Raw genomic sequence first — 24,122 nt, 5'->3', positions numbered from 1 at the left:
CGCAGGTAGTAGCTTAGCTTCTCCCCACAGAAAAAGACGCATTCCTATGAAGAACCAGAGGAAGGCGTCTTATTTGTTATATGAATTATTCATGGTTTCACGGCATAGAAATTTCCGTCCCGCAGTAAGGTCTGAAGAGGTACAAATCGTCTTACCGAAGTCTTACCGCCAATAGCTACATACTGATTTTGAACTGTGCCACGGTCGTTACGCCAGATCTGATAACCACTGACGGGCAGAGGCCCGCCATATAGGACATTTTGTTGATCCGCAGAGAAAACGATCTTTTTATGTTCCTTCCATTGCTGATTTAATGTTTTCACTCCGGTGATTGAAACAGCATTGGATGTGATCCATAACAGATTGTCCGCGGATCAAACAGCGGTTGCAGGTCCATGGAGTCAACAGATGTTGAGGCGACTTTAGATGTATCATCGGGTGTCATAACGACAGTTTGTCCAGATATTGGTCTTATGGACTTCAATCGTTTCGCAAACTGCTGTGAGTCCGTATCCAGTACATTCAGAACACCGGTTGGAAGGGTATCACCGTTGGTCGCGTCAATGTAGATTGCATCCTGATCAGGTCTTTCGACTTTCCAATAGGCCAGCAAGGGAAAAGCATAACGCAGTTGAAGCGCTCCACCGCCAGTAATTAGCTCCTTTAAGTCCAATTGCTGTCTATCCAGGGCTTGATCTAACAAGGAAATGTCGTACGGACGTTGTTCTCCCTGACCATACTCGCTAAGCTGCAAATTCCCCTGGTCGTTCGCTGAGATAATCATATAACCTACGGGTGAACCTTCAACATTAGCGTATACAAGCCAGCTGCGCGTCCCTGGCCCGAGGGGGTAAAAATCCAATTGAGCGTGATCCCAACGGTTTCCTGCATGTTCAGTAGCAAGGACGGTGGCTTGCTTGCGTGCAAACTGTTGTACTGCATCAGGGGCCAACGTGTCGGAATGAAGCTCAGCCGTACTTATGGCAGATGTAAAGGGTTGAAGCGATCTAGACGCATTTTGAATTCCAGCACCTTCGGCTTGCAATAAGGGGAGCAGGATCATTACACATAGAAGGCACACAGCAATGCCTGTAATTCGTCGCAATACGTTCCACACAGGGTGGAAGGGTCGTTTCATGCTAAACACCTACTTTTCTAGGGTACATATCATGACAAAAAGGACTTAACATCCTGTTGCATGATCGGTTCTAGTTTCATTCTAGAGGACAAGCTGTGCAAAGGTTGCTGCAACCTGTCGGGCTGCCCATCATGAATAAACACTACTTTTGCCGTCATTTGCGGGAAAAGTAGTGTCTTCGTCGTCTATCTTAAATGAAACATGCCGCTGCTAATGGCGGTCACCTTCACTTTAGGCTCATATTGCCAGATCATCTCGGTACGGCGCGTTTCGTATTGCAGCTTCATAGCTTCACGGTCTAACACCGCTTGTCGGGCTTTATCCTGTTCCGGGTCTGTTTCTGGTTCTGTCTGAGCCTCAGCTTCAGCCGCCAGTTCGACATCCAATCCGGCCGTTACCGTTACACCAGTTGATCCCATGGGCTGTAAATGTACATTCTGGATACGAGAAGGGCCGGAGCGAGAAGTTTGGATATGGACCGAAGGCCCCGTCCCCTCTTGAGCCTGAATAGTTGAACTCCCGTCTGTACTGGAGGCGGAGGTCACATCTACGTCGACCTCGGGGGTGTCCTCTCTAAGGACTGCTTCATAGTACGTATCCACGACAGCCAGTTCCAGATCAAGCCTTTCTTTGGCTTTCTCAGCCCAGCTATAGTCAAGTTCGAGCAAGCGGTTTGTCAAATGGGATTCCAGAGCTGCTCCGGCATCGGCTAGCGATATTTTGGCGGTCTGTACATGCATGTTCTCAGCCAGTCTTGGGCTGAGGTCACGCCTGTTCAGCTTCGAGCCGAACTTCTCAACAATTTCCCCTGTTCTGAGGGAGATGCCGATAAAATGAAGTTCCTCCTTTTTTAAATCACAGGCAAATTCCACTTTAAAACACACACCAAGCCATGGCTCATATACTGCTGGTGCGGTAGCGCGCAATTGGCGTTTTGCAGCCTGTTCGAACAGGTTGACAAATGCGCCGCCTTCACGCGCTGCATTGAAGATTTGTTGCAACCTGCGGCTGCCGTATACAACATCTTCTTTTAAAATCCGTCCGGGTCCCAGCTGAGGCAGAGAAGGGACAATACCGAAGTACCGACCTAGAATAGTCTCTTTGGGAGCCTCGGGGCTACCGGGACCGGCACCTGGTGGGGGTGGAGGAGCTAACTGTGCAGCTTTTGCTTCCTCAGCTTCCAGTGCCTGTTGATAGGCATCCGGATCAAAGACAAAGGTAAAAGACATCGTCTCCGCAGGTGCTCCGGTTCGCTCCACAAATCCCCAATAATACGGACGGTTGGTTAACGCCTTGTCGGCTTCAGGTGAAAGCTTTACCGTAACGTGGGCAGGGGAGCGCTCCATAATCTGACAATCTAGTGTTTCCAGGTAAGTGAGCACATACGCCTGCACTTCATGGGGTGTCATGGTCATGATCAGAGGCCTCCTTTGCGAAGGTCAAGCCCCGATACGACTGGTGCCTCATCTGCGACTTCACGCTGAATGGAATTCAGCGATTGTCCAAGCGAATCCATTTTACGGCGGATATCCTCTTCATTCTGTGATTCAAGCATGATTTTGTACAAACTTTTTTCGATGGATTCCTTCTTCTCCAGCCGCTCCAGAATGACATCCAATCCACCAATGACCATCTCGAACATATTGATCTTCTCATGAAGCAGGTTCAGAATATGCTCCTCGATTGTGCCTGTTGTCGAAAGGTTGTAGATGTTCACATCATTCTGCTGTCCCAGTCGGTGTACGCGACCGATCCGCTGCTCGACACGCATGGGATTCCAGGGCAGGTCGAAGTTAATCATGTGATGGCAAAATTGAAGGTTGATGCCCTCACCGCCCGCTTCGGTGGCAATCATCGCTTGTACGCGGCCGCGGAAGAGGTCCATCATCCAGTCTTTTTTACCCCGATTCATGCCGCCACGGTAGGGAACAGCGGTTAGGCCGTTGTTGCGAAAATAATTGAGCAAGTACTCCTGCGTGGCACGGTATTCCGTGAAAATAATAACCTTCTCATCCATTTCACGAACGAGTTCCATCGTTTTTTCCGCTTTGGTATTTTCCTTGATCGCTTTAATATGGGCAACGAGCTCCCAAATCTTGTCTCGAAGCGGAGAGTCCAGTGGAAGTTTCTTGGACAGATTGACCAGGGTTACAAACACGGCATCCCGGCTGCTGCACACTTCGCGCTGCAACGTCACCAGGGAGAGCATGCTGCTCAGGTTGCCGCCCGCTTCCTGATACTGATCTTTCACAAAAGAGGTTACACCATCGTAAAGGGCCTGTTCTTCGGCCGATAGCTGCAAATTCACATTGGATACGTTCCGTTTGGTAAACTGCACAGGTCCTTCTCCGCGTCGGTTACGGATCATGACTTTGGACAGCTCATCCTTGAGCTGATCCTGATTTTTCGGAATACGTTTGTCTACGACAAAATTGGCTGCAAAATCACCCTGACGGCCAAGCTGTCCCGGTTTGAGCAGGTTAATGAGATTGAACAGCTCACTCATGTCATTCTGAACCGGCGTAGCCGTGAGCAAAAGGCAGTACTTTTTCCGCAACTTCAGCATGAATTGATAGTTGGTCGTTTTTTTATTTTTGAGCTTATGAGCCTCGTCGATAATAATCATGTCGTAATCTGTATTCAGCAGCAAATCCTTATGGGGGTCACGCTTCGCTGTATCCATAGAGGCAACCACGATTTCATTTTGCCAGGAATAGGCCTTTTTCTGTGCAACCGCAGGGATGCCAAATTTGGAATTCAGCTCCCGGACCCATTGCAGCACAAGGGATGCAGGCACGAGAATCAGAACTTTGGATACGAGTCCACGAACCATATATTCTTTCAAAATCAGGCCAGCTTCTATCGTTTTGCCAAGTCCAACCTCATCGGCAAGAATGGCACGGCCTGACATTTCAAACAGTACTTTACGTGCAGTGTCCATCTGGTGTGGAAGAGGGGTGAGTCCCTGTAAATGCTTCAGACACTGGATTTCATCAAAGTTGGGAATCAGATTCGTCTCTTCGGCTTGAATGCCAAGTTGAAAGAGTCTGTAATCACCCCAAGGGCCGCCTTTATCAAGTCTGGACTCCAATTGGGTTAGCCAGCTGCGATCGAATTCAAGTGGAACGGGCAATTCTGCTGCAGGTTGATTGAGATGATGCGGGTTTTTCCGGTTCATGGTGCTTCCTCCCCTGCCATACGTGATGACGTTTTATTCGTAGGTCATAGTATGGACGAATGAGAGGCAGTTCATAACCAACCTTCGAATAAGGGCGATTTTAATCAGGGAATCTGGAAGGGTTGTCAAATGATAGGTATTCACGTATGTTGATGAATAGTGACTTTACCTAAGTAGAGTGACGAGTTTATCTCAAGATAGATTCTGGTTATAAAGGGAGGAATCTGTTCATGCTTTCATTGATTTTTGATATGGATGGTACGCTATTTCAGACAGATCGAATATTGGAAACTTCTTTGCATGATACTTTTAATCATCTGAGATCAAAGGGTTTATGGGAGCAGAATACACCGATAGAAAAGTATCGTGAAATTATGGGAGTTCCTTTGCCCGTCGTTTGGGAGACTTTATTGCCCGACTACTCGGACCAAATCAGACAACAAGCCAATGAATGGTTTCATGAGAAGTTGATTGCGAATATTGAGTCAGGCCAAGGTGCACTTTATCCGTACGTAGAAGAGTTCTTTCAATACTGCAAAGAGAAGAGCATACCGATATACATAGCGAGTAATGGACAAATCGAATACTTGAGTGCCATCGTAAACTATTATCATTTGGATGAGTGGGTAACCGAAACATTCAGTATACAGCAGATTTCATCACAGAATAAGTCTGATCTCGTACGTGCCATCGTGGAGAAATATAAGATCACTAAAGGGCTGGTAATCGGGGATCGATTGTCTGACATTAGGGCTGCGAAGGACAATGATTTAATCTCCATCGGATGTAATTTTGACTTTGCTCAAGCCGACGAATTAGCTCAGGCGGATCAGCTTATTGATAACATCAGAGACTTGAAGGCCTTAATCGGTGTACTGTAAAAAGGATGCACAAAAAAGCGGCCACCTGTGCCGCTTTATTACTTAAAGAGTTTAACTCCAATATTTCTTGATAATTTCATCACGTCCGGAGTAAATCCGGATTCTTTATAATATTTCGGATCTTTGCGATGGAAATTTTGATGATATTCTTCTGCCGGATAAAATACGGAGGCTTCCTCAATGGCTGTAACGACAGGTTTATCGAATCGGCCTGTTTTGCCCAGTTCCTCTCTTGATTTGAGGGCCAATTGGTGCTGCTCTTCATTATGATACAGGATGGCAGCCCGATATTGGCTCTTGCGATCATTACCTTGTCCGGTCGCATCTGTTGGATCGATCTGCGGCCAGTACAGTTCAAGTAATTTCTCATATGGGAAAAGGGCTGGATCAAAAGAAATTTGCACGACTTCCAAATGTCCCGTTTCTCCGGTCAATACTTGCTCATATGTAGGGTTTTCTACGGTTCCACCCATGTATCCGGATATAATCCCGTGAATGCCGGGCTGCTCTTCAAAAGGACTTACCATACACCAGAAACATCCCCCGGCAAACGTTGCTTTTTCAATCATTGCTAATCCCCATTTCTCAGTTGTGTTTAATCAAGATTACTATGAATGCTAGTCATAACGCAATCCATCGCGATATGTACTAAAAAACGATTTCTGTGTCTTTCTGACTGTAGACTTGTTATGAAGGAAGTAATTCTTTCTCATCCTTTACTTATATTGTATAATAATGGATGAGAAAGTGGTCTTTCACAGCTTTGAGGCTGATTGATAACGAAGAAGAGGTGATCAGGTGCGCAAACCGATAGATGAACCCTTGTTTTATTCATATCCCGGAATGGTAGCGGTAGTGACATCCCGTCATAAGGGATTGCAGAATGTCATGGCCTCAGGCTGGCATACCTATATTGGATCGTCTCCTGGAATTTACGGGATTTCGCTGCGGAAGGAAACGTACTCTTATGAGTTGATTGAGCAGAGTGGAGCTTTCGGAGTACATTTTCTTCCGGGTCATCATTCGGAGTGGATACAGGCTGCGGGAACCTTCAGTGGAAGAGACACAGATAAATTCTCGAAATTCGGGATTACATACGAAGAAGGAATCAAAGTGAATGTACCGATTCTAACCGAAGCTTACTTTGCTTATGAATGCAAGGTGATGGATATAACGACGTATGGAGATCATGAATGGATTGCAGGCGAAGTGTTACAACGGTATCAAGACCCCGAATACTTCCTGGACAATGGAATGGTTAATCTGGATAAATTGCAAATTCCAATGTACATAGGACGATCCTCTTATCGAATCCTTGATGGGGGCGCGGAAGAGAAGATTCATCCGTTTTACCTCTAGAGTCCTAGGCACCTAGATGCAATTATGAGCAAAACTTTCAATCCGGCAAGAGATAGGTTTATAATGGTTATTGGCTGCTGATCAAGTCGGCAGCCTTTTCCTATTGTTCGTTTATCTATTTCAGTCCCAACAGGGGGCTGCTCATATATGCAATAAAAGACAAGGTAATATTAGCCATTCCATGAAAAATGCTGTATTTAACAATAAAATTAGAGTATGATTTTACAGCTGTATAAGCTTGGCAGGAAAGGTTACATCGTTTCACTGGATTGTAACTATTACTGTAATTTGTGATGTTTCTTTCGGGCGTATAATGCTAAACGGGAGATAACGACAAAGATATAAAGAGATCGTACTCATAAAGCATCATGGTTAAGTAATACGTCTTCTTTATGTTGTAAATGAATGATGGAAGGTGCAATACGTATGTTAATGACAACCAGAACCACAAGGAGTTCTCGAACGCCCCAGACATGGATGATGTCGACTCACATTGTCAAGGAGGGGCTCGCATGTCACAATCGTTGAAAAGCAAGCGGCATATGAACGGACTGGATGGTTTACGAGCCATCGCAGTGCTTGCAGTTATAGGGTATCATCTGAATTTAGGTTTTATTCCGGGCGGTTTGCTCGGTGTTGGGATTTTCTTTGTTCTCTCAGGTTATTTGATTACAGACATTCTTTTGACACAATGGCAGGAGCATGGCCGGATATCCCTAGGAGATTTCTGGGTGCGAAGAGTAAGGCGCTTGTTACCCGGCATGATCACGATGACAGCAGGGGTGATGATTTGGCTGCTCTGCACAGATCCATCTCGACTCGCTGCCTTGCGTGGAGACATTGTCTCGGGAATATTATACATAAGCAATTGGTGGTATATCTTTCATAACGTTTCCTATTTCGAAAGTTTCGGCCCTCCATCACCCTTTGGACATTTCTGGTCGCTCGCTGTGGAAGAACAGTTTTATATCGTATGGCCCCTTCTACTGGTGGCAGCAATCGTTTTGTTCAAAAGAAAGGGATGGCTGGTCGTCTTTATTGTTGTAGCAGCTGAATTGTCTGCTGGTGCAATGGCCATCATGTATAATCCGGATCTGGACCCGAGCCGTGTTTATTATGGAACAGACACAAGAGCATTTGCTTTACTGGCCGGTGCTGCACTGGCCGTGGTATGGCCGAGTCGCAAGCTATCGTCGTCTCTTGCCAGCATGAATCGACTTGTTCTGGATGCGACAGGCTTAGCTGCGCTGGCTTTGTTAATTTACATGATGCTGAACACCAGCGAGTACGACCCTTCATTGTATCGAGGAGGAATGGTGCTTCAGGCCATAGCGACGACATTGCTCGTAGCTGTATTGGCTCATCCTTCATCCGTCCTGGCACGGATCATTGGCGCTAAGCCATTGCGTTGGATCGGGGAACGATCCTATGGATTATATTTGTGGCATTATCCTGTCATTATTCTAACGAGTCCAACAGTAGATACAGGTGGAGCGCATCCTGTCCGAATGGTTTTGCAGGTTGCAGCAACGGTTGCACTGGCCTCCTTGTCACTTAAATATATTGAGAATCCAATTCGTCATAACGGTTTTCGGGATACTTGGTCCCGGTTATGGGGAAGAGATCGCAATGCAACAGGAATACGTAACGTATGGTGGAAGCGCGCTGGATTGCTGATGAGCGTTCTACTGATGTCTTTTACAGTGTCACAGATGATGATTACGTCTGCTGCGAACTCTGACTCCCATTCGGTATCGATGTCGGCTACGCTGAATGGAGAACACTCCGTAACGGAGGAAAAAGGACAGGACGTCCTTCCAGCGACAGTGAGCACTTCCGGGACCGACCTACCTGCGCCACAGAAAAACGATAAACCAGCGGCGAACGCTGTAGATCCACCTGGTGAAGGAGAACAGCAAACGACGAAGCCGGAAAAAGAACCCGAACCTGAGAAAGCAAGTTCAGGTGAGGAAAAAGGATCAACTCCTGGTGACTCAAACCATGCTATTGGTAAATCAAAAGGCAGCATCGACAATCCGGGGAATCCAGAAGACAAAGGTAATGAACAACCGGATGATCCTGTCAATACGTCAGATTCGTCCACAGAGGAGGGGGAGACAGCCCCTCCAGCCAAAGACGGCAAGATTCATTATACGGTCATTGGGGATTCGGTTATTTTGGACGCGAAGCCTTATCTTGAACAAACCATTTCGGGCGTTCACGTGGATGGTCATATCGGCCGTCAGATGTGGGAGGCTGCCGATGTACTGGATGGCCTGAAGAGAAATAACCAAATGGGCAGTCAGGTTGTGCTGGAACTAGGGACGAACGGTTCATTCAATTCCAAGAGTTTGAATTCAGTGCTGGATTATTTGAAAGATGAAGAACATGTTTATCTGGTTACCGTGCGAGTTCCTCGCCCATGGGAACGAACGGTGAATAAAGCACTGAACGAAGCAGCTTCCGATTACAGCAATGTATCTCTTATTGATTGGCACACTGCAAGTGAAGGACACGATGAATATTTTGAAAAAGATGGTGTACATCTGACCAAGGAAGGTTCGGAAGCTTTTGCAGCACTTGTGAAAGACAGTATGAAATAAAACAGAAATAAAACAGAACAGAAATAAAACAGAACTTATCTATTCATTTATTTATAAGCATGAATGATATATGAGTCCAAATTTAACAAAGAGCTCTCATCGTGAGGGCTCTTTTTATATGGAAGAAAAGATTGAATGATCCACCAGGTATCCGATATTTTTCACCCCTTCATCCGTGCATCGTCACCTTACAAAATGACAGCGTCACCATTTACAATAAGTGTATTCAAATTGCCAAGGGGGACTATAAAGATGTTGAAAAAATGGCTTTCGGGAATGTTGGTAATGGCGTTGTTTTCCATCGTTCTGGCTGGTTGCGGCGGCGGGGAAAGCTCAGAAGGCAGCGACAGCAAGGATAAAGTAACCGTCACCATCTGGCACAACTGGACTGGACAAGATGCCAAAGCGGTGGCGATGCGCAAAATCATTGAAGACTTCCGTGGGTCGCACCCGGATATTGAAGTGGTGGATGAAGGTCTGCCGACAGATGGCCTCAAAACAAGGCTCCGGACGGTAGCAGCGGCTAATGAAATGCCGGATCTGTTCGTCATGTGGCCGGATGCGATGACCAAGGAGTTTGTGAAGGGGGATCTGCTGCAGCCGATCAATGCCGAGCTGGACGCGAAGCCGGAATGGAAAGACAACTTTATTCCGAACGCCCTGGATGGATATACGGTCGATGGGGATATTTACTCGGTACCGATGAATCTCGCACCCACATCCTTTATTTATTACAATGAAGCACTGTTCAAGCAGTACAACGTGAAAGTACCTGAAACATGGGCTGAGTTGGAGCAGGCCTTTGCTATATTTAATGAGAACAAAATCATACCGATCGCACTGGGGAACAAAGCCAATTGGGTGGCCCAATCCACCATCTTCAGTACATTGGCTGACCGGGAAACCGGTACAGACTGGTTCTTAAAGGCAGCAGCCCAGGATGGGGCCAGCTTTACAGACCCACAGTTCATCCAGGCGCTGGACAAAATGCAGGAACTCGGTAACAGTAAAGCATTTCAGGATGGTTTCAACAGTATTGACGAAACACAGATGATGCAGCTGTACTTCCAGGGAAAAGCAGCGATGGTGATGAACGGTGGATGGGCATTGGCCAACCTTGTCAACAACGCACCGGAAGACATTTTGAACAATACACACATTACAATTTTACCAGCAGTAGATGGAGGCCAAGGCGAGGCCAGAACGACATCTGGCGTTGTAGGGACTGGCTTGGGTGTAAGTAAAAAATTAAGCGGTGCCCAAAAGGATGCGGCCATGGAGCTGTTCTACGCTTTGGCAGGTCCTGACGGTCAGAAGGCAACTCTGGATAGCAGCACGCTGGTCAGCTATAAGATTGATCTGGATAAATCCAAAGCCCATCCATTGTTTGTGGAGCTCTATGACTTAATGCAGGAGGTAAAAATTACTCCGGTGTATGATTCCAAGCTAGGTTCTGCAACCGTTGAGGTTATCAATAATGGATTGCAGGAGCTATTAATGGGTGGCAAAGCCGCAGATATAGCGAATAAAATTCAGGCGTCCCAAGCCAATGCAGTCGGAAATTAAGTCATAGGTTGTCCTGATTTTGGAGCGTTAAGATGCATTACGGTAAGATTTAAACCCCTTCCCGCCAGGGGAGGGGTTTTACATTGATATAAAGAGTTGTATTTGTGCCAAAGGTTTGATGAAAGGAAGTGAGCAAAATGAACGCATTGCGCAGTCGACGTTTTATAATGCTGGGGCTCGCTCCGGCAGTAGTGATTTACGCTTTGTTTGTATTTGTGCCGGTTGTATGGTCAGCGTACTATGGATTCTTCAACTGGTCGGGGATCGGTGAATCAAAATATATCGGACTGGATAACTATGTGGAAATATGGCATGATTCCGTATTTTGGCGGGCCTTGAAAAACAACGTCATTTTTGTTCTGGCCTCGGTATTTGGGCAAATTCCGTTAGCGTTGATGCTGGCGGTCATTTTGCACAAAAGCAATCCGTTACAGCGTTTCCTGCGTTCAGCCGTATTTCTGCCGATGGTATTATCCACCGTAGTTATCGGTATGATCTGGCAATATATCTATCATCCGCAAATCGGGATACTGAACTTCCTGCTGGATGCATTGGGTCTGGAAAGCTGGAAGCTGCAGTGGCTTTCGGATGACAAAATTGCGATTTTCTCCCTGGTGCCACCACTGCTCTGGAGTTTTGTCGGTTTGTACCTGATTATTTTTATCTCGGCGCTGCAAAATATTCCGGGAGAAATACATGACGCTGCCAAGATTGACGGTGCTTCAGGAATCCGCAAGCTGGTTTCCATTTCTTTGCCCATGATCTGGGGAACGGTTCAGGTGGCGATCATTCTATGTATCTCGGGCAGCCTGAAATCATTCGATCTGGTGTACATCATGACCAAAGGCGGCCCGGCACATGCGACAGAGCTGCTGGCAACGTATATGTATAATTCAACCTTCACAACGTATCGCTATGGCTTCGGGAGCGCTATCTCGACCACCACCGTGCTAATTTCCCTGCTGCTTATCGGAACAAGCCAGTGGGCGACAAGTCGTAAGAAAAAAGAGAATTAGGAGAGAGGGGGGAATGTAATGAGTGTTACACCTTTATCGATGCCAACACCAGGGAATACTTCTGGCTACCCGGTACGCCGATTCGGTAGTGGAATTGTTTGGACGCTGTTGACGGTCTATGGTATTTTAACATTGTATCCGTTCTACTGGCTTGTGATCAGTGCATTCAAAACGAATGAAGAGTTCTATAGCAGGCCCTTCGGGCTGCCGGGAAAATGGAACGTCGAAAATTTTAGCAATGCCTGGGAAAGCTCCAAGCTGGGAACCGCTTTTGGCAATTCCCTGGTTGTATCTGTAGGTTCGCTTATCTTAACGCTGTTTATTGCAGCGCTGGCCTCATTTATACTTGCGCGTTTCCAGTTTCGCTGGAAAGGGCTAATCATGACTTTCTTCGTTGTAGGCATGCTGATTCCCATTCACAGTACACTGGTCCCGTTATTTATTTTGATGAAACAGATGTCTCTGCTGAATACGTATTGGGCACTGATATTGCCGTATACCGCATTTGCATTGCCAACCGCGATATTTGTGCTGACAGCTTATTTAACCAGTATTCCACGTGATATTGAAGAGGCTGCTTTTATAGATGGAACAGGTCTATGGGGGCTGTTTACCCGGATCATGCTTCCCATGTCCGTACCTGCCTTGTCAACGGTCACTATTCTGAGTTTTCTGCACGCGTGGAATGACTTTTCGTTCGCACTCGTGTTTATTAACAAAACAGGTTTGAAAACGTTACCGCTCGCGATCGCCAATTTTGCCGACGGATATCAGACCGATTACGGCCTGACTCTTGCTGCCATGACCTTGTCTGTAATCCCGACCATCATTCTATATCTGGTATTTCAGGAACAAGTCATGAAAGGCATGACGGCCGGAGCAGTCAAAGGATAAACGAAAGCGCATCCAGAGGAGGGAAAGATGTGGGACGCTGGCTAACATCTTCATTGCAACGGAAGTTGTCCGTGGTGGTTACGGCTTCCATGATTGTACCGCTGCTGGCACTGGGGCTGTTCGCTTTTCTCATCTCTTCCCGCATCACAGAACAAAAAACAAAGCTTTCGGGCATGGACACACTGAAGCAGGTGGAAGCGAATTTGCGTTATATGCTGCAGGATGTCGAGACGCTGTCGATTTTTCTGATTGGAGAAAGAGACATACAGCAGTATTTAAGTAGCAATGAGGACGATGTGCAGGAGCGTGTGGATATTTTGGCAGGATGACGAATCTGGCCGCTTCCAAAAAATATATTGCCAACATTGCCATCTATCCGGATCGTTTTGATGCGGTTCTCTCTACGGCTACTTGGTATGAATCATCCAATGTATCGTATCCTCCTGCTCCACATGGGGATGCAGTTAAAACTTGGACTGGCGTATATCCGGTTCAGAATTATGCCGGTATCCAAAATGTAATTACCATGGTTCGACCCATTCGCAGTATTCATGATTATCGCCCCATCGGATGGCTGGCGATCAGTCTCGATGAGAAGGCCATCTCGAAAGGATGGGCGGCGCTGGGACTAGGTAAGGGTGAAGGTCGGCTGGAACTGATCGGCTCCACTGGAGAGATTTTGTCTTCCATGGATAAATCCCGTCTTGGACTGTCATTGGAAAAGATCGAGCCTGAGGTACAAACGCTGATTCAAGAAGAAGGAAGGGGAACCGCTACATATGGCAGCGGCGATGAGAAACGTACGTTGCTGTATTATCCGGAACAGCTGACAGGCTGGACGCTGGCCGGAACGGTTCCCTATGATCAGTATAAGTCCGAAAACGGTTATATTCTTATCCTCACTGCCGTTGCAGTGAGCCTGTCTGCTGCGATCAGTGCAGGACTTGTCTGGTTTACGGTGCGACGAATCACAAGGCCGCTGCGAGTTCTTACAAGACATCTGTCCCGAATGGACCCGGATCGCCCGCTGCCCCTATTCCGATCGGAAAGTGATGATGAAATCGGCAAGCTGGGAGAGAGTTATAATTTGCTCGGTGCACATATTGAGATATTAAAAAAAGAGGTTATCCGTGGTGAAGCCCGCAAGAAGGAAGCTGATCTCAGAGCACTTCAGGCGCAGATCAATCCTCATTTTCTGTATAACACCCTTTCATCCATTCACTGGATTGCCTTGATGTCTGAGGAAAAGCGGATCGCAGAGATGGTCGAGGGATTAAGTGATTTTTTGCGTATCAGCTTGAATCAGGGTAGAGATTATTGTCCTGTAGGGCAGGAGATTACCCACATTCGCCATTATGTACGTGTGCAGTCCATCCGTTTTCCCGACAAGTTCGCCGTACATTATATTGTTGATCAGGCACTTGAACAGCGAATGATGCTGAAATTGCTGCTCCAACCACTCGTCGAAAATGCCATGATTCATGGAATTCAGCCGAAAGCAGGTATGGGCACAATTACGATCATGATTCGGCAAGAACAGGAACGAATGAGTGTGCTTGTTCTGGATGACGGGGCTGGCATGGGGCGGGACAGACTGGAATATGTCAGAAGCAGCCTTTTGTCATTGGATGAGGAAGAGCAGCATGATTCAAACCACCATCGGACGGAAAAAGAGCCTATGAAGCAAGGGGGCTACGGGCTCCGCAATGTGAACGAAAGACTACTGCTTCATTATGGAGCTGAGGCGCAGCTCGAAGTGGACAGCCGAGTCGGAGGTGGAACCCGAATTTCATTTTCCATTCCAATCTTGGAGGAATTGCCATGAGATTACTGATTGTTGATGATGAAGTCATTATCCGCACAGGGCTCGCCAGTGTAATCGCTTGGCAGGAACTGGGGATTGAGCTGCTTACACCAGCAGCCTCGGCAGAAGAGGCTTTAACACGCATGGCTGAGGAGAGGCCGCATATTTTGATGACTGATATTCGGATGGCGGGAAGGACGGGGCTTGAACTGGCAGAGGAAGGGCTGCATATGCTGCCGGAACTCGAGGTCCTTATTTTGTCGGGATACGATGACTTCTCTTACGCTCAGCAAGCGATTCGTCAAGGTGTCACAGATTATCTGCTTAAGACGAGTAAGCCGGAAGAAATTATCAAGACAGTGCTTCAGGCCAAACAACGGATTAGCGAACGTTGGGCTGAGAAATCAAGAGAAGGGCAGCTGCTGCGAGAGAACAAACAGCGCTTGTTCGCAGAATGGATCATTGAGGGAGACGTAAAATCTAGTCCTTGTCCTGTATTTCTCCAATCCGGAATGACTGGGCAATCCGAATTATCATCAGACATGGAGCATATGCAGAGACAGATTCTAATCTTGAAAGCTGCGGGGTGGAATCGTTCCTCGGCTGCTTTGCTAAACTTTGCCGTGCAAAATATGCTGGAGGATGTTCTGCCAGGTGCAGTTGCACACATTCAAAAGGACCGGATTATCTGTGTTGTAAAGCTGCCCCATATGAACAGGATTTCCAATTTACTTTGAGCATTGCGTTAACACGGATAGAGCAATTGTTAAAATGTACTTTGCGTGCAGCAGTAGGTAGACCCTGCATGGAGGTCCAGCTTCTGCATGAGAGCTACCGAACGGCGTCCTTCGCATATCGTTACCATGGGTTACTTGAGGATAGGATATGGCAATATGAAGATGTTTTACACCGCACAGGAGGTAAAACCGTCCTTCAACATGAGGAAGAAACCACGCTGGGAACATTGTTAATGGATAATGATTCAATTATGCTGACCACATGGACACGAAAACTGGTGGATGCACTCCTGATGGACCCGAAGTAACGCCAGAGTCTTTCAATGCCTGTCTGCATGCTGCGGTGAATGCAGGACAGCGTTGGTTGATTCGTACCATGCGTGCCATTGGAAGAGACGACCTGGAACGGTTCGAACCATGGAGGCCAGACTCGAATGCCGATGCTGGTGAACTTCGGGATCTGCTTTTTCATCATTTATATGAACTGATGCATACCTATCACAGCGAGATGGGGCAAGGACGGACTACCCATGTACAGAAGGCTATTACTTATATGGAATCCGGATCGGTACAGGATTTTAGCCTACAACATGTCGCAGGTCAGGTTCATCTGCATCCGGGTCATCTCAGTGAACTGTTTAAGAAGGAAACTGGCGTCACGTTTGGTGATTTTGTAACAAGTATGCGAATTCGGCGCGCGATGGACATGCTGGCGGTTTCCCCGCGAAAGTAAGTGAAGTGGCCGCCATCAGCGGATACGAGGACGTTAAGTATTTTAGCAGGCTGTTCAAAAAACATACGGGCATGACTCCGAGCGAGTATCGTGAGGAGTCAGTGTCGTACAAGACTTCTGAACATTAAAGGTTAGCAGAGGAAAATAGCAAGCGCAGTCATATTTTTTTGCAAACGTTTTCGATATTTAATTACCAAGCAAACTGGGGAGTGAGGCAGGCGTGAAGATGAATAATTTAAGTCAGGATTTGTCAGGACAATGGAAGATTCAGCATTTCGAGGTCGGGGAAAAGCGGGCCATGGATGTTGCAGCAGCAGCGCTGGATGATCGATTCTGGATTGGAGCGGAGGTGCCAGGGGATGTGCACACTGCTCTTGTTGAACGCAGCATCATTGATCCGCCCTACTATGGGCATAACGATGCCAAGAGTCGTTGGATCGAGCAGAAGGAATGGTGGTATCGCACCAACTTCAATCTGGTGAAAGATGGGGAAGCGGAGGAGTATTTCGAATTGGTCTTCGATGGGTTGGATACGTACGCCACCGTATATGTGAACGGACATGAAGTTGGAAAAACGGCTAATATGCTCATGTCCCACACGTTCAATGTGACGACACTGGTTCGTAATGGCTGGAACGCCATAGCGGTCAAGTTCGACCCCCTTTATCTACATCACAGAGACAAGGAAACGTTCGACTGGTCTTCGTATACGAAGGAACGGCCTTGGCTGCGCAAAGCTGCGATGAATTTCGGTTGGGACTGGGGACCGCGAATGGTCACTGTAGGAATCTGGGGCAGGGTACGGCTGGAAAGACGAACAATCGCAAAGCTGGAGAACGTATTTGCACGTACCGAATCAGTGAGCAAGCAGCAAGCGACTGTCCATGTCACTGCGGATGTGAAGTCTGTATTGTCTTTTCGCAGCAGACACAAACGTGAAAAAGCTGTGGTTTTGTCATGTGATATACGTTTACTGGACGCGAGTGGTCAGGAAGTGGCACGGTCTGCTGAAGTCGTTGTGGAAAATGGTCTCGCAGATACAATACTAAAATTGGATTCACCGCAATTATGGTGGACGCATGATTTGGGTGAGCCTTACTTGTATAGGCTGGAAGTTACTCTATTTGCAGATGGAGTGGAAGTGGATCAATACAACGAGCCTTACGGTGTACGAACCATTGAACTAGCACTTCATAATGAACAGGGTGAGGATGCGTTTACGTTTATCCTGAACGGAGTGCGGGTGTACGCAAAGGGAGCCAACTGGATTCCAGCCGACCATCTGATTGGTGCCATCCCTGCCTCCCGGTATCGTGAGCTGATCGAGCTGACCGTGGAAGGGCATATGAATATGCTGCGTGTCTGGGCAGGCGGTATATATGAGAAGGACATCTTCTATGATGAATGTGATCGGCAAGGCATACTGGTGTGGCAGGACTTTGCTTTTGCCAACGCCTTATTCCCAGACTTCAATCGGGAGTTCATGAACAATGTACGAAATGAAGTTGAAAATAATGTCCTGCGCTTGCGCAATCGTGCTTCGCTTGCACTCTGGTGTGGCAATAACGAAATTGACTGGCTCTATGACATGAAGTCTGCCAGTGGAGATATTACCAGCCCCTTCTATGGAGAGCTGATCTACCATGAGCTGATCCCGGAAGTGCTGGAGCGTCTGGATTCATCTCGTCCATACTGGCCTTCCTCACCGTATGGGGACAGTCAAGGCAATGATGCCAATGATCCGGATGTGGGGGATCGTCATAACTGGCAGGTATGGCATGGTTCCGTCTATCCTCGTAAACACGGCGAGCCACCACTGCTGGACTACAGTATTGAGGGCGTGACTTTCAAAAATTATAAAAAGGATAATGCCCTGTTCAGCAGTGAATTCGGCATGCATGCCTCGGCCAACCGCTACACGTTGGAGAAAAATATGCCCGCAGGGCAGTTCTATTGGGGAAGCCCCGAAATGGCCTATCGGAATAAGGATACCAATCATCAGAAAGGCATTCTTCTAATGGAAGGATATACAGGCATTCCGCAAAATATTGAGGAATACATGAATTACTCGTTGCTGACACAGGCGGAAGGACTACGGTACGGTATTGAACATTTCCGGCGAATTAATCACCGCAATAGTGGAGCTCTTGTGTGGCAGCTGAATGATAGCTGGCCAGGCACAAGTTGGTCGATGATTGACTACGAGCTGCTGCCGAAGGCCTCCTTTTATTATGGAAAAGTATTCTTTCATCCGATACTGCTGTCTCTGGAACATGAACCGGGTGAGCCTCTTACGTTATGGGTCGTGAATGATACACGGGAGACGTTGAGGGACAGCTTCGACTTAATGTCTATGGACTGAATGGGGAAAAAGTATATTCCAGCTCGCATCATGTAGAGACAGGTTCACAATGCTCTACTCGCATTGCCGAGATGAGCGAAGCGGAGGTATTGGGAGGTAGCTTGGCAGAAGAAGTATTGGTTGAATTGGTCGCAGAAGGTTTCACTGCGCCACTGAATCGATATTTCTTACGTGATCCGAAGGATGTTAATCTGCTTCCAGCGCAGCTCAGTGTACATGTGAACGAAGAAGAACAATCCGTATCCGTTACGGCCATTGGTGCAATTGCACGGTTGGTGAAGCTCGAGTTGCCCCTTGGTCGTGTTCGTTTCAGTGATAACTATTTCGATCTTCTTCCTGGTGAGAGCCGTACGGTGAGATTACGTCATCCCGAAAAGCTGTCTCTACCTATGAATGAGCTAAGGGTGAGCGCCATGAATGGTAGGGAAGCCTGATTCCTGTTACGTTTTTTTATAATTTTTCAGACATACCATTTGGAAATCAGGTTCACGGATGGATACACGCAGGTTAGCCCATAAAGAAGAAAACAGCCGATTATTCCCCTCAGGAACAGTCGGCTGTTTGATTATAGGCGCTGTGAGTGAATACACGCTCTATTATAGAAAAGATTCGTACCGCTGCTGGAACGAAGACTCCATTTCCAGTTGTCTGGCCAACTGCTGCTTCACTTTTTCTTCACGGCTGGCCTGAAGCTCATGTAAACGTTCAGTGGAAGTGAATTGATCAGCTGCCATTTCAATGAGCAGTTCAGCGAGCGCATCCGCATCTTCCAATGCTGCATTTAATCCAAAAGCACCCGTTGGAGTCATGGTGTGAGCGGCATCGCCAAGCAAGACCACATTGTCCTGCACCCACGATTCAGCGAAACTGCTCTCTACGGATAACAAAACAAAATCACTCCAGGTCTGGATATGTGCAGCTACCGAATCAGCGAGACAGGGGAAGGCTGCCACCAGCTTCTGTACAAAGGGAGCGAAAGGCTGTTCACGCAGCTTGGAGAAGGACCCTTGCGGAATGTTCCATCCGATCTGCACGAAACCTCCGAATTGTGAGAATAACGCCAACTGCTGACCGTCCATACTCGCCATCCGAACAGCAGGTTCCCAGCCTGCTGGAGCAGGAATTCGAGCCCATAACAGGTCGTACCCATGTTTACGGGCCTCCGGGGTCAGACCAGCATGTCTGCGTACAGCTGAATATCTGCCATCCGCACCAACAATAACAGCTGCTTCAATGGAAGCAGGCCGTCCTTCTTGCCGAATGTTGATACCAATCGTCTTGTCAGCCTTATTTCGCAGCAACCCAGTCATAATCGTATTATAAAGAACTTGTTCGTTTTCCTGCTTCTGTGATTGTGACACGATGACTTCCAGCAGATGATCCTGCGGCACATGAATGCCCACATGGGATTCTTGCTCTCCAGGAAAAATGGTCTGAATGATCTGGCCATTCTCCCAATATTGAATTTGCTCCAGGGGAAGCACGCCACGCTGGGTGACAGCAGGGTATAACCCATGCTTTTTCAGTATAGCCTCACCATCTGCATTAAGCACTTCCCCACGGAACGACTTAAGCAGGTGCGGCTGGCGCTCGATCAAAATGGTGGATATTCCCTGCCTTTTCAGCAGGAATGAAAGTAGCGCCCCTCCGGGGCCAGCTCCCACAATACAAACATCAGTTTTTAAATGCGAATTTTGATTCATGTGTAAAATTCCCTTGCAATATAATGGATGAATATCGTATTACTTTATAATAACAGATTTATAAAAATCATTAAGTAACTAAAAGTAACTTTAAAGATATACGTTATTATAAACAAATCCAATCCAATTTTGCAATAGAATCATTCTATTTCTCTATAGTGAGGGGAGTTCAAGCCTGCAGTAATCCTTCACTGCTTATGTGCGCAGGCTTGATAAGGATAGCAATGGGGAACTACTCTCATTTCTATGTGATCAATCGATTGGTTATGCGAGCCACGCGTTCTCCTAGAGCTTTACCCAATGCTATGCCCTGTTCGCTCAGCAGATCATCACTGTCCACCGGACAAGTCACCCCAACACCATAATAGGAGCCATATAGAGCGTTATCTGCAAAGTTTCCAGGCAGGCCGATAATAATCATCCCCTGATGAAGCATAGGTGTCAGCAAATGAATCAAGGTTGACTCCAGTCCACCGTGCTCGGTGGCGATGGTACAGAACACCGCACCAACTTTGTCTACAAGTTTGCCTTCAGCCCACAGGTAACCCAGCTTGTCGATCCACTTTTTCAACCCGGAGCTGATGGAGCCAAAATGGCCTGGGCAGCCCCAAATAATGGCGTCCATTTCCACCAGCTTGTAGATGTCGGCTTCTTCTGTGGAATGCAAATGAACGGTTGCACCATGTACGCTGGCTGCGCCAGCAGCAATCGATTTCGGCGAGCGCCCGTGTATGGCCGCCTTCACTATCGAAAACAATATAAATGTTCATTGCTTGATTCCTCCTTGTATGGTTATCTGTTCATGCTATAAGGTAGCTTGTCACATGAAACCGCAAAATAAGCATGAACTTTACAGACAAGTAAAGGGTTTTGGGAAACAAGCGCATTTTTCACAAACAAAATAGTACAAATATGTTACAATATAAGGTAGGTTAATGATCAAAGGTAGGAGGAACGTTTATGAGCCCGGACACGGAGCGAAACTCTCAATTGGCAAATGTCGATCAATTGTTGGAGGCCTTCTTCAGATATAAAAATAAGGTATTGGATCAGCAGCAAAAGAATGAAACAAACTGCAAATTAAATCCGACGAAAAGTCATATATTGGGCATGATTTTACGTGAAGAGCGCTGCATGGCTGTAGATGTGGCAAGACAACTTAGTCTATCTTCAGGAGCAACCACAATTGTGCTCAATCAACTGGAGAGCGAAGGTCTGATCCAGCGGGTGCGCAGCGAAGAGGATCGAAGAATTGTATGGTTGTCCTTAACGGAAGATGGGAAGCAGCTTGCAAGAACGTTGATTAATAATCGCGGTCGAATGACGTGGGAACTTTTGCAGGCGCTTACGGAAGAGGAACAACTGCAGATGTTCGGCATGCTGAAGAAGATTGAGTTGAAACTGCTGGAAAAAATGAAAGCACTGGAGCAAACGCATCGCTAAATATGGGTGTGTAAAGCGCCAGTCTTCAAGAATTTGAGTCCGTTCTGGGACTTGAAACCTTGAAGGCTGGCGTTTTATTTTTTCAATCAGAGATGGAAGCGTTGAATGTGGTCGGTCAGACCTTCCTGAATGAGAATTTCCTTTTGTTTTTTACCGAGCAGGTCAAAATGGGGAAAGGCTGACGCCGATGAATGTATCGTGGGTCCAGTCCATGTTCCGTGCACCAATGTTCAAGCCGATTCAGATCCGCACAACCCACTTTGGTCACACTGGTAATGCCCGGAAAACGGTTGTCAATCCAAAAATGAGTGAGATAGGCAAGATCGCCACGAGATACACGTTCTTTCCACTCGGCCAGCTCCTGTCGTTTAATTCCAAATGCCATATACACCAAGTTCCTTTCCAAACGGGTATTGTCCTGTGCATATTGTAACATCTTATAAACAGAACCAATCAGAAATCTTCAACCAGGCTATTGGTCCAATCGCTTTGGGTTGGTATTGGAATATGACAATATTTTTATAATCAACTTTGGTTTATGTTAAAATAAGGCTATACAAAAAAGGTTTCACCACTTTATTACTCGGAAAGGGATTGTCATCATGGAACTTTTTATTGCCGTGCTTGTTTTGCTGGTACTGATCGGTTTATCGAATATTTTGAACCGGTTTGTACCCTTTATCCCTATTCCGCTAATTCAAATTGTTCTTGGTGTAGCCATAGCACTATTACCTGCGGGTGTGCATCTGCCACTGAATCCGGAATTGTTCTTCGTGCTTTTTATCGCTCCGTTGCTGTACAACGACGGGAAGCGAACGCCTAGGCACGAGCTGTGGAATCTAAGAGCACCCATCTTGTTGTTGGCCTTGGGCCTTGTATTTGTCACGGTTGTCGTTGCAGGGTACGCTATTCACTGGCTTATTCCAACCATTCCGCTACCTGCGGCTTTTGCACTTGCGGCAATACTGTCCCCGACAGACGCTGTGGCTGTAGGCGCCATGGCAGGTCGTGTGCATTTGCCCAAGAGCATACATAGGCTTCTGGAGGGAGAAGCATTAATGAATGATGCATCCGGTCTGGTTGCATTCAAATTTGCGATTGCCGCCACGGTGACGGGTGTATTTTCCCTGGCTCAGGCGTCATTCAGTTTTATACTTATCGCGATTGGTGGGTTGTTGATTGGTGCCTTGTTATCCTTACTGTTGATCCGACTGGGTGTCTGGATTCGCCGTCTAGGTATGGAAGATGTGACCATTCATATGCTGTTGCAAATCTTAACACCATTCGTTATTTATCTGGTGAGTGAAGAGGTCGGTGTTTCGGGCATTCTGGCGGTAGTCGCTGGCGGGATCATTCACGCCATTGAGCGTGACCGGACAGAGTCTGTACAACTGAAGATGCAGGTCGTGTCTGCCAGCACCTGGTCTGTGATTTTATTTATTTTGAACGGTTTGGTCTTTGTCATTCTTGGGGTACAGATCCCTGATGTGCTGAGTACCATCTTCGAAAATGTTTCATTTGATAACTTGCAAGTACTTGGCTATGTGGGCCTAATTTCAATCTTATTGTTGGTCCTTCGTTTCGTCTGGATCTATCTGTTCTGGAAAGGAAATGAAAATTCCGGTGAGGAGTTGTCGAGCGGGACGCCCCGGCTGAAAGAGATTACGATCATTACCCTTTCAGGTGTGAGAGGGGCTGTAACATTGGCGGGGGCATTCTCCATTCCTTATGTTCTCCAGGATGGGTCTCCTTTTCCTGAAAGGGATCTGATCATTTTCCTGGCGGCAGGTGTGATTCTGTTCACTCTGATTGCTGCAAGTGTGTTCCTTCCTATTCTTGCGAAGAACGAAGAGAAAGCGGAGGAAGGTGCGCCGCAAACGACGGAAAAAAAAGCACAGGATATTATGTTGAACGCTGCCATTCGCGCAGTCAAGTCGGAAATGAACGACGAGAACAAGGCTGCTGCGCTTGCTGTAGTTTCTGATCTGTCGAAATATATCAGGCAGGCGGCTGGCGAGCTTACTGCTGGAAAGCGCAAAGACATTTTGAAACAGGAAACAGCAATTAATCTCATCGCTACCCGGGCTGAACGCAAGGAAATCGAGAATATGATGGACGAAAACGTAATTGCTTCGGAAGCAGCCTTTAGATGTAATAGCTGGTTGGATCGTAAGGAAATGATGCTTGCGAATCGTACGAATACCCAGATGATGTTCTCACTCAGTGAAATTGGGCGAGTGTTTGGACATGTGTTTACCCATCGTTCACGGAAACCGGATCAGCCGTTTATGATCGAGAATGCGGAGCTGTTCCGTCAAGTGAAGATGCGAACCTCGGAAGCGGCGATCAAGGCGATCCGTGCCCATATGAACGACAGTAACCGGATTGTAGCTCTTTCGGTCATCTCCAGATATGAACGGGTCATTGCCAAATTGCGTACCTGGAATCAGGGCAAAACCGAAGATCCATTTGATCAGGATAAGCTTGAATTGCAAATGGTGGCGATGCAGGAGCAGCGTAATACCATACAGCAATTATACGAAAATGGCGAAATCAATCGCGAGGTGGCCGCAAAACTCCGCCGATTCATCAATGATGTGGAAGCCACTGCGCTGAAAAACACTTGATCATTAGAATTTGTACAATTGTGGAACGGCAGTTCATTCATCAGATATTTCATTAAATAGTTCTGGTGAATCGGGAGA

Annotated in this window: 18 protein-coding genes and 5 pseudogenes; 15 read left to right on the top strand and 8 right to left on the bottom strand. The window is 47.0% G+C overall.

Features of this window, described 5'->3' with window-relative positions; all coding sequences use genetic code 11:
- Positions 1–89 precede the first annotated feature (89 nt).
- The 4 genes from ACTWJ7_RS24045 to ACTWJ7_RS24030 all read right to left on the bottom strand — a co-directional run bounded on the left by ACTWJ7_RS24045 (position 90) and on the right by ACTWJ7_RS24030 (position 4,316).
- A complete protein-coding gene (locus ACTWJ7_RS24045; protein ID WP_443145945.1) occupies positions 90–323 on the bottom strand; it encodes a hypothetical protein in 234 nt (77 codons plus the stop codon).
- Positions 320–1,138, bottom strand: a complete 819-nt coding sequence (locus tag ACTWJ7_RS24040; protein ID WP_443145944.1) for a hypothetical protein — start codon at positions 1,136–1,138, stop codon at positions 320–322. The genes ACTWJ7_RS24045 and ACTWJ7_RS24040 overlap by 4 nt, the downstream gene beginning before the upstream one ends.
- 185 nt (positions 1,139–1,323) lie before the next feature.
- Positions 1,324–2,553 carry a YqhG family protein gene (locus ACTWJ7_RS24035; protein WP_301879345.1) on the bottom strand — a complete coding sequence of 410 codons (1,230 nt, stop codon included), beginning with the start codon at positions 2,551–2,553 and terminating at the stop codon, positions 1,324–1,326.
- A 2-nt stretch (positions 2,554–2,555) separates the two neighbouring features.
- The gene (locus tag ACTWJ7_RS24030; protein ID WP_301879344.1) at positions 2,556–4,316 is read right to left on the bottom strand and encodes a DEAD/DEAH box helicase; all 1,761 of its coding nucleotides are present in this window, start codon (positions 4,314–4,316) and stop codon (positions 2,556–2,558) included.
- A 212-nt stretch (positions 4,317–4,528) separates the two neighbouring features.
- Here ACTWJ7_RS24030 and ACTWJ7_RS24025 point away from each other — a divergent pair.
- Positions 4,529–5,197, top strand: a pseudogene (locus ACTWJ7_RS24025) (HAD family hydrolase); the annotation flags it as partial.
- A gap of 51 nt (positions 5,198–5,248) precedes the next feature.
- Here ACTWJ7_RS24025 and msrA read toward each other — a convergent pair.
- A pseudogene (gene msrA / locus ACTWJ7_RS24020) lies at positions 5,249–5,766 on the bottom strand (peptide-methionine (S)-S-oxide reductase MsrA).
- A gap of 229 nt (positions 5,767–5,995) precedes the next feature.
- On the opposite strand from msrA, the gene ACTWJ7_RS24015 reads away from it, so the two are divergent.
- The 12 genes and pseudogenes from ACTWJ7_RS24015 to ACTWJ7_RS23960 all read left to right on the top strand — a co-directional run bounded on the left by ACTWJ7_RS24015 (position 5,996) and on the right by ACTWJ7_RS23960 (position 18,705).
- Positions 5,996–6,556: a flavin reductase family protein gene (locus tag ACTWJ7_RS24015; protein WP_024629295.1), complete on the top strand. Its 561-nt coding sequence runs from the start codon at positions 5,996–5,998 to the stop codon at positions 6,554–6,556.
- Between the two features lie 512 nt (positions 6,557–7,068).
- Positions 7,069–9,159 (top strand): acyltransferase family protein, encoded by a 2,091-nt coding sequence (locus ACTWJ7_RS24010; protein ID WP_301879341.1) that lies wholly within the window; start codon positions 7,069–7,071, stop codon positions 9,157–9,159.
- Between the two features lie 252 nt (positions 9,160–9,411).
- Entirely contained in the window at positions 9,412–10,725 is a 1,314-nt protein-coding gene (locus tag ACTWJ7_RS24005) for an extracellular solute-binding protein (RefSeq protein ID WP_301879340.1), read from the top strand.
- Between the two features lie 137 nt (positions 10,726–10,862).
- Complete coding sequence (locus ACTWJ7_RS24000; protein WP_301879339.1) at positions 10,863–11,741, top strand: carbohydrate ABC transporter permease; 879 nt, start codon at positions 10,863–10,865, stop codon at positions 11,739–11,741.
- A gap of 39 nt (positions 11,742–11,780) precedes the next feature.
- On the top strand, positions 11,781–12,635 hold the full coding sequence (locus ACTWJ7_RS23995; protein WP_443146417.1) for a carbohydrate ABC transporter permease: 855 nt from the start codon (positions 11,781–11,783) through the stop codon (positions 12,633–12,635).
- A 29-nt stretch (positions 12,636–12,664) separates the two neighbouring features.
- Positions 12,665–12,964, top strand: coding sequence for a hypothetical protein (locus tag ACTWJ7_RS23990; RefSeq protein ID WP_443145943.1), 300 nt, complete (start codon positions 12,665–12,667; stop codon positions 12,962–12,964).
- Positions 12,961–14,460, top strand: a complete 1,500-nt coding sequence (locus ACTWJ7_RS23985) for a cache domain-containing sensor histidine kinase (RefSeq protein ID WP_443145942.1) — start codon at positions 12,961–12,963, stop codon at positions 14,458–14,460. The genes ACTWJ7_RS23990 and ACTWJ7_RS23985 overlap by 4 nt, the downstream gene beginning before the upstream one ends.
- Complete coding sequence (locus ACTWJ7_RS23980) at positions 14,457–15,176, top strand: response regulator (RefSeq protein ID WP_443145941.1); 720 nt, start codon at positions 14,457–14,459, stop codon at positions 15,174–15,176. The genes ACTWJ7_RS23985 and ACTWJ7_RS23980 overlap by 4 nt, the downstream gene beginning before the upstream one ends.
- A 68-nt stretch (positions 15,177–15,244) precedes the next feature.
- Positions 15,245–15,484 carry a hypothetical protein gene (locus ACTWJ7_RS23975; protein ID WP_443145940.1) on the top strand — a complete coding sequence of 80 codons (240 nt, stop codon included), beginning with the start codon at positions 15,245–15,247 and terminating at the stop codon, positions 15,482–15,484.
- Positions 15,439–15,909, top strand: a complete 471-nt coding sequence (locus ACTWJ7_RS23970) for a hypothetical protein (protein ID WP_443145939.1) — start codon at positions 15,439–15,441, stop codon at positions 15,907–15,909. The genes ACTWJ7_RS23975 and ACTWJ7_RS23970 overlap by 46 nt, the downstream gene beginning before the upstream one ends.
- Positions 15,910–15,914: 5 nt before the next feature.
- Positions 15,915–16,037 (top strand): helix-turn-helix domain-containing protein, encoded by a 123-nt coding sequence (locus ACTWJ7_RS23965; protein WP_443145938.1) that lies wholly within the window; start codon positions 15,915–15,917, stop codon positions 16,035–16,037.
- A 98-nt stretch (positions 16,038–16,135) separates the two neighbouring features.
- A pseudogene (locus ACTWJ7_RS23960) lies at positions 16,136–18,705 on the top strand (beta-mannosidase).
- 162 nt (positions 18,706–18,867) lie between these two features.
- On the opposite strand, the gene ACTWJ7_RS23955 reads toward ACTWJ7_RS23960, so the two are convergent.
- Entirely contained in the window at positions 18,868–19,974 is a 1,107-nt protein-coding gene (locus tag ACTWJ7_RS23955; RefSeq protein ID WP_301879335.1) for an FAD-dependent monooxygenase, read from the bottom strand.
- Between the two features lie 244 nt (positions 19,975–20,218).
- Positions 20,219–20,744, bottom strand: a pseudogene (locus tag ACTWJ7_RS23950) (NAD(P)H-dependent oxidoreductase).
- A 190-nt stretch (positions 20,745–20,934) separates the two neighbouring features.
- On the opposite strand from ACTWJ7_RS23950, the gene ACTWJ7_RS23945 reads away from it, so the two are divergent.
- The gene (locus tag ACTWJ7_RS23945) at positions 20,935–21,417 is read left to right on the top strand and encodes a MarR family winged helix-turn-helix transcriptional regulator (protein ID WP_079347159.1); all 483 of its coding nucleotides are present in this window, start codon (positions 20,935–20,937) and stop codon (positions 21,415–21,417) included.
- An 86-nt stretch (positions 21,418–21,503) separates the two neighbouring features.
- Here ACTWJ7_RS23945 and ACTWJ7_RS23940 read toward each other — a convergent pair.
- Positions 21,504–21,802 (bottom strand): annotated as a pseudogene (locus tag ACTWJ7_RS23940) (hypothetical protein).
- Between the two features lie 217 nt (positions 21,803–22,019).
- On the opposite strand from ACTWJ7_RS23940, the gene ACTWJ7_RS23935 reads away from it, so the two are divergent.
- A complete protein-coding gene (locus tag ACTWJ7_RS23935; RefSeq protein WP_301879333.1) occupies positions 22,020–24,044 on the top strand; it encodes a Na+/H+ antiporter in 2,025 nt (674 codons plus the stop codon).
- The last annotated feature ends 78 nt before the right edge of the window (positions 24,045–24,122 follow it).

This window comes from Paenibacillus sp. 1A_MP2, assembly GCF_052244825.1.
Lineage (GTDB): Bacteria > Bacillota > Bacilli > Paenibacillales > Paenibacillaceae > Paenibacillus > Paenibacillus vandeheii.
This window is presented reverse-complemented; position numbering and strand designations above follow the sequence as displayed.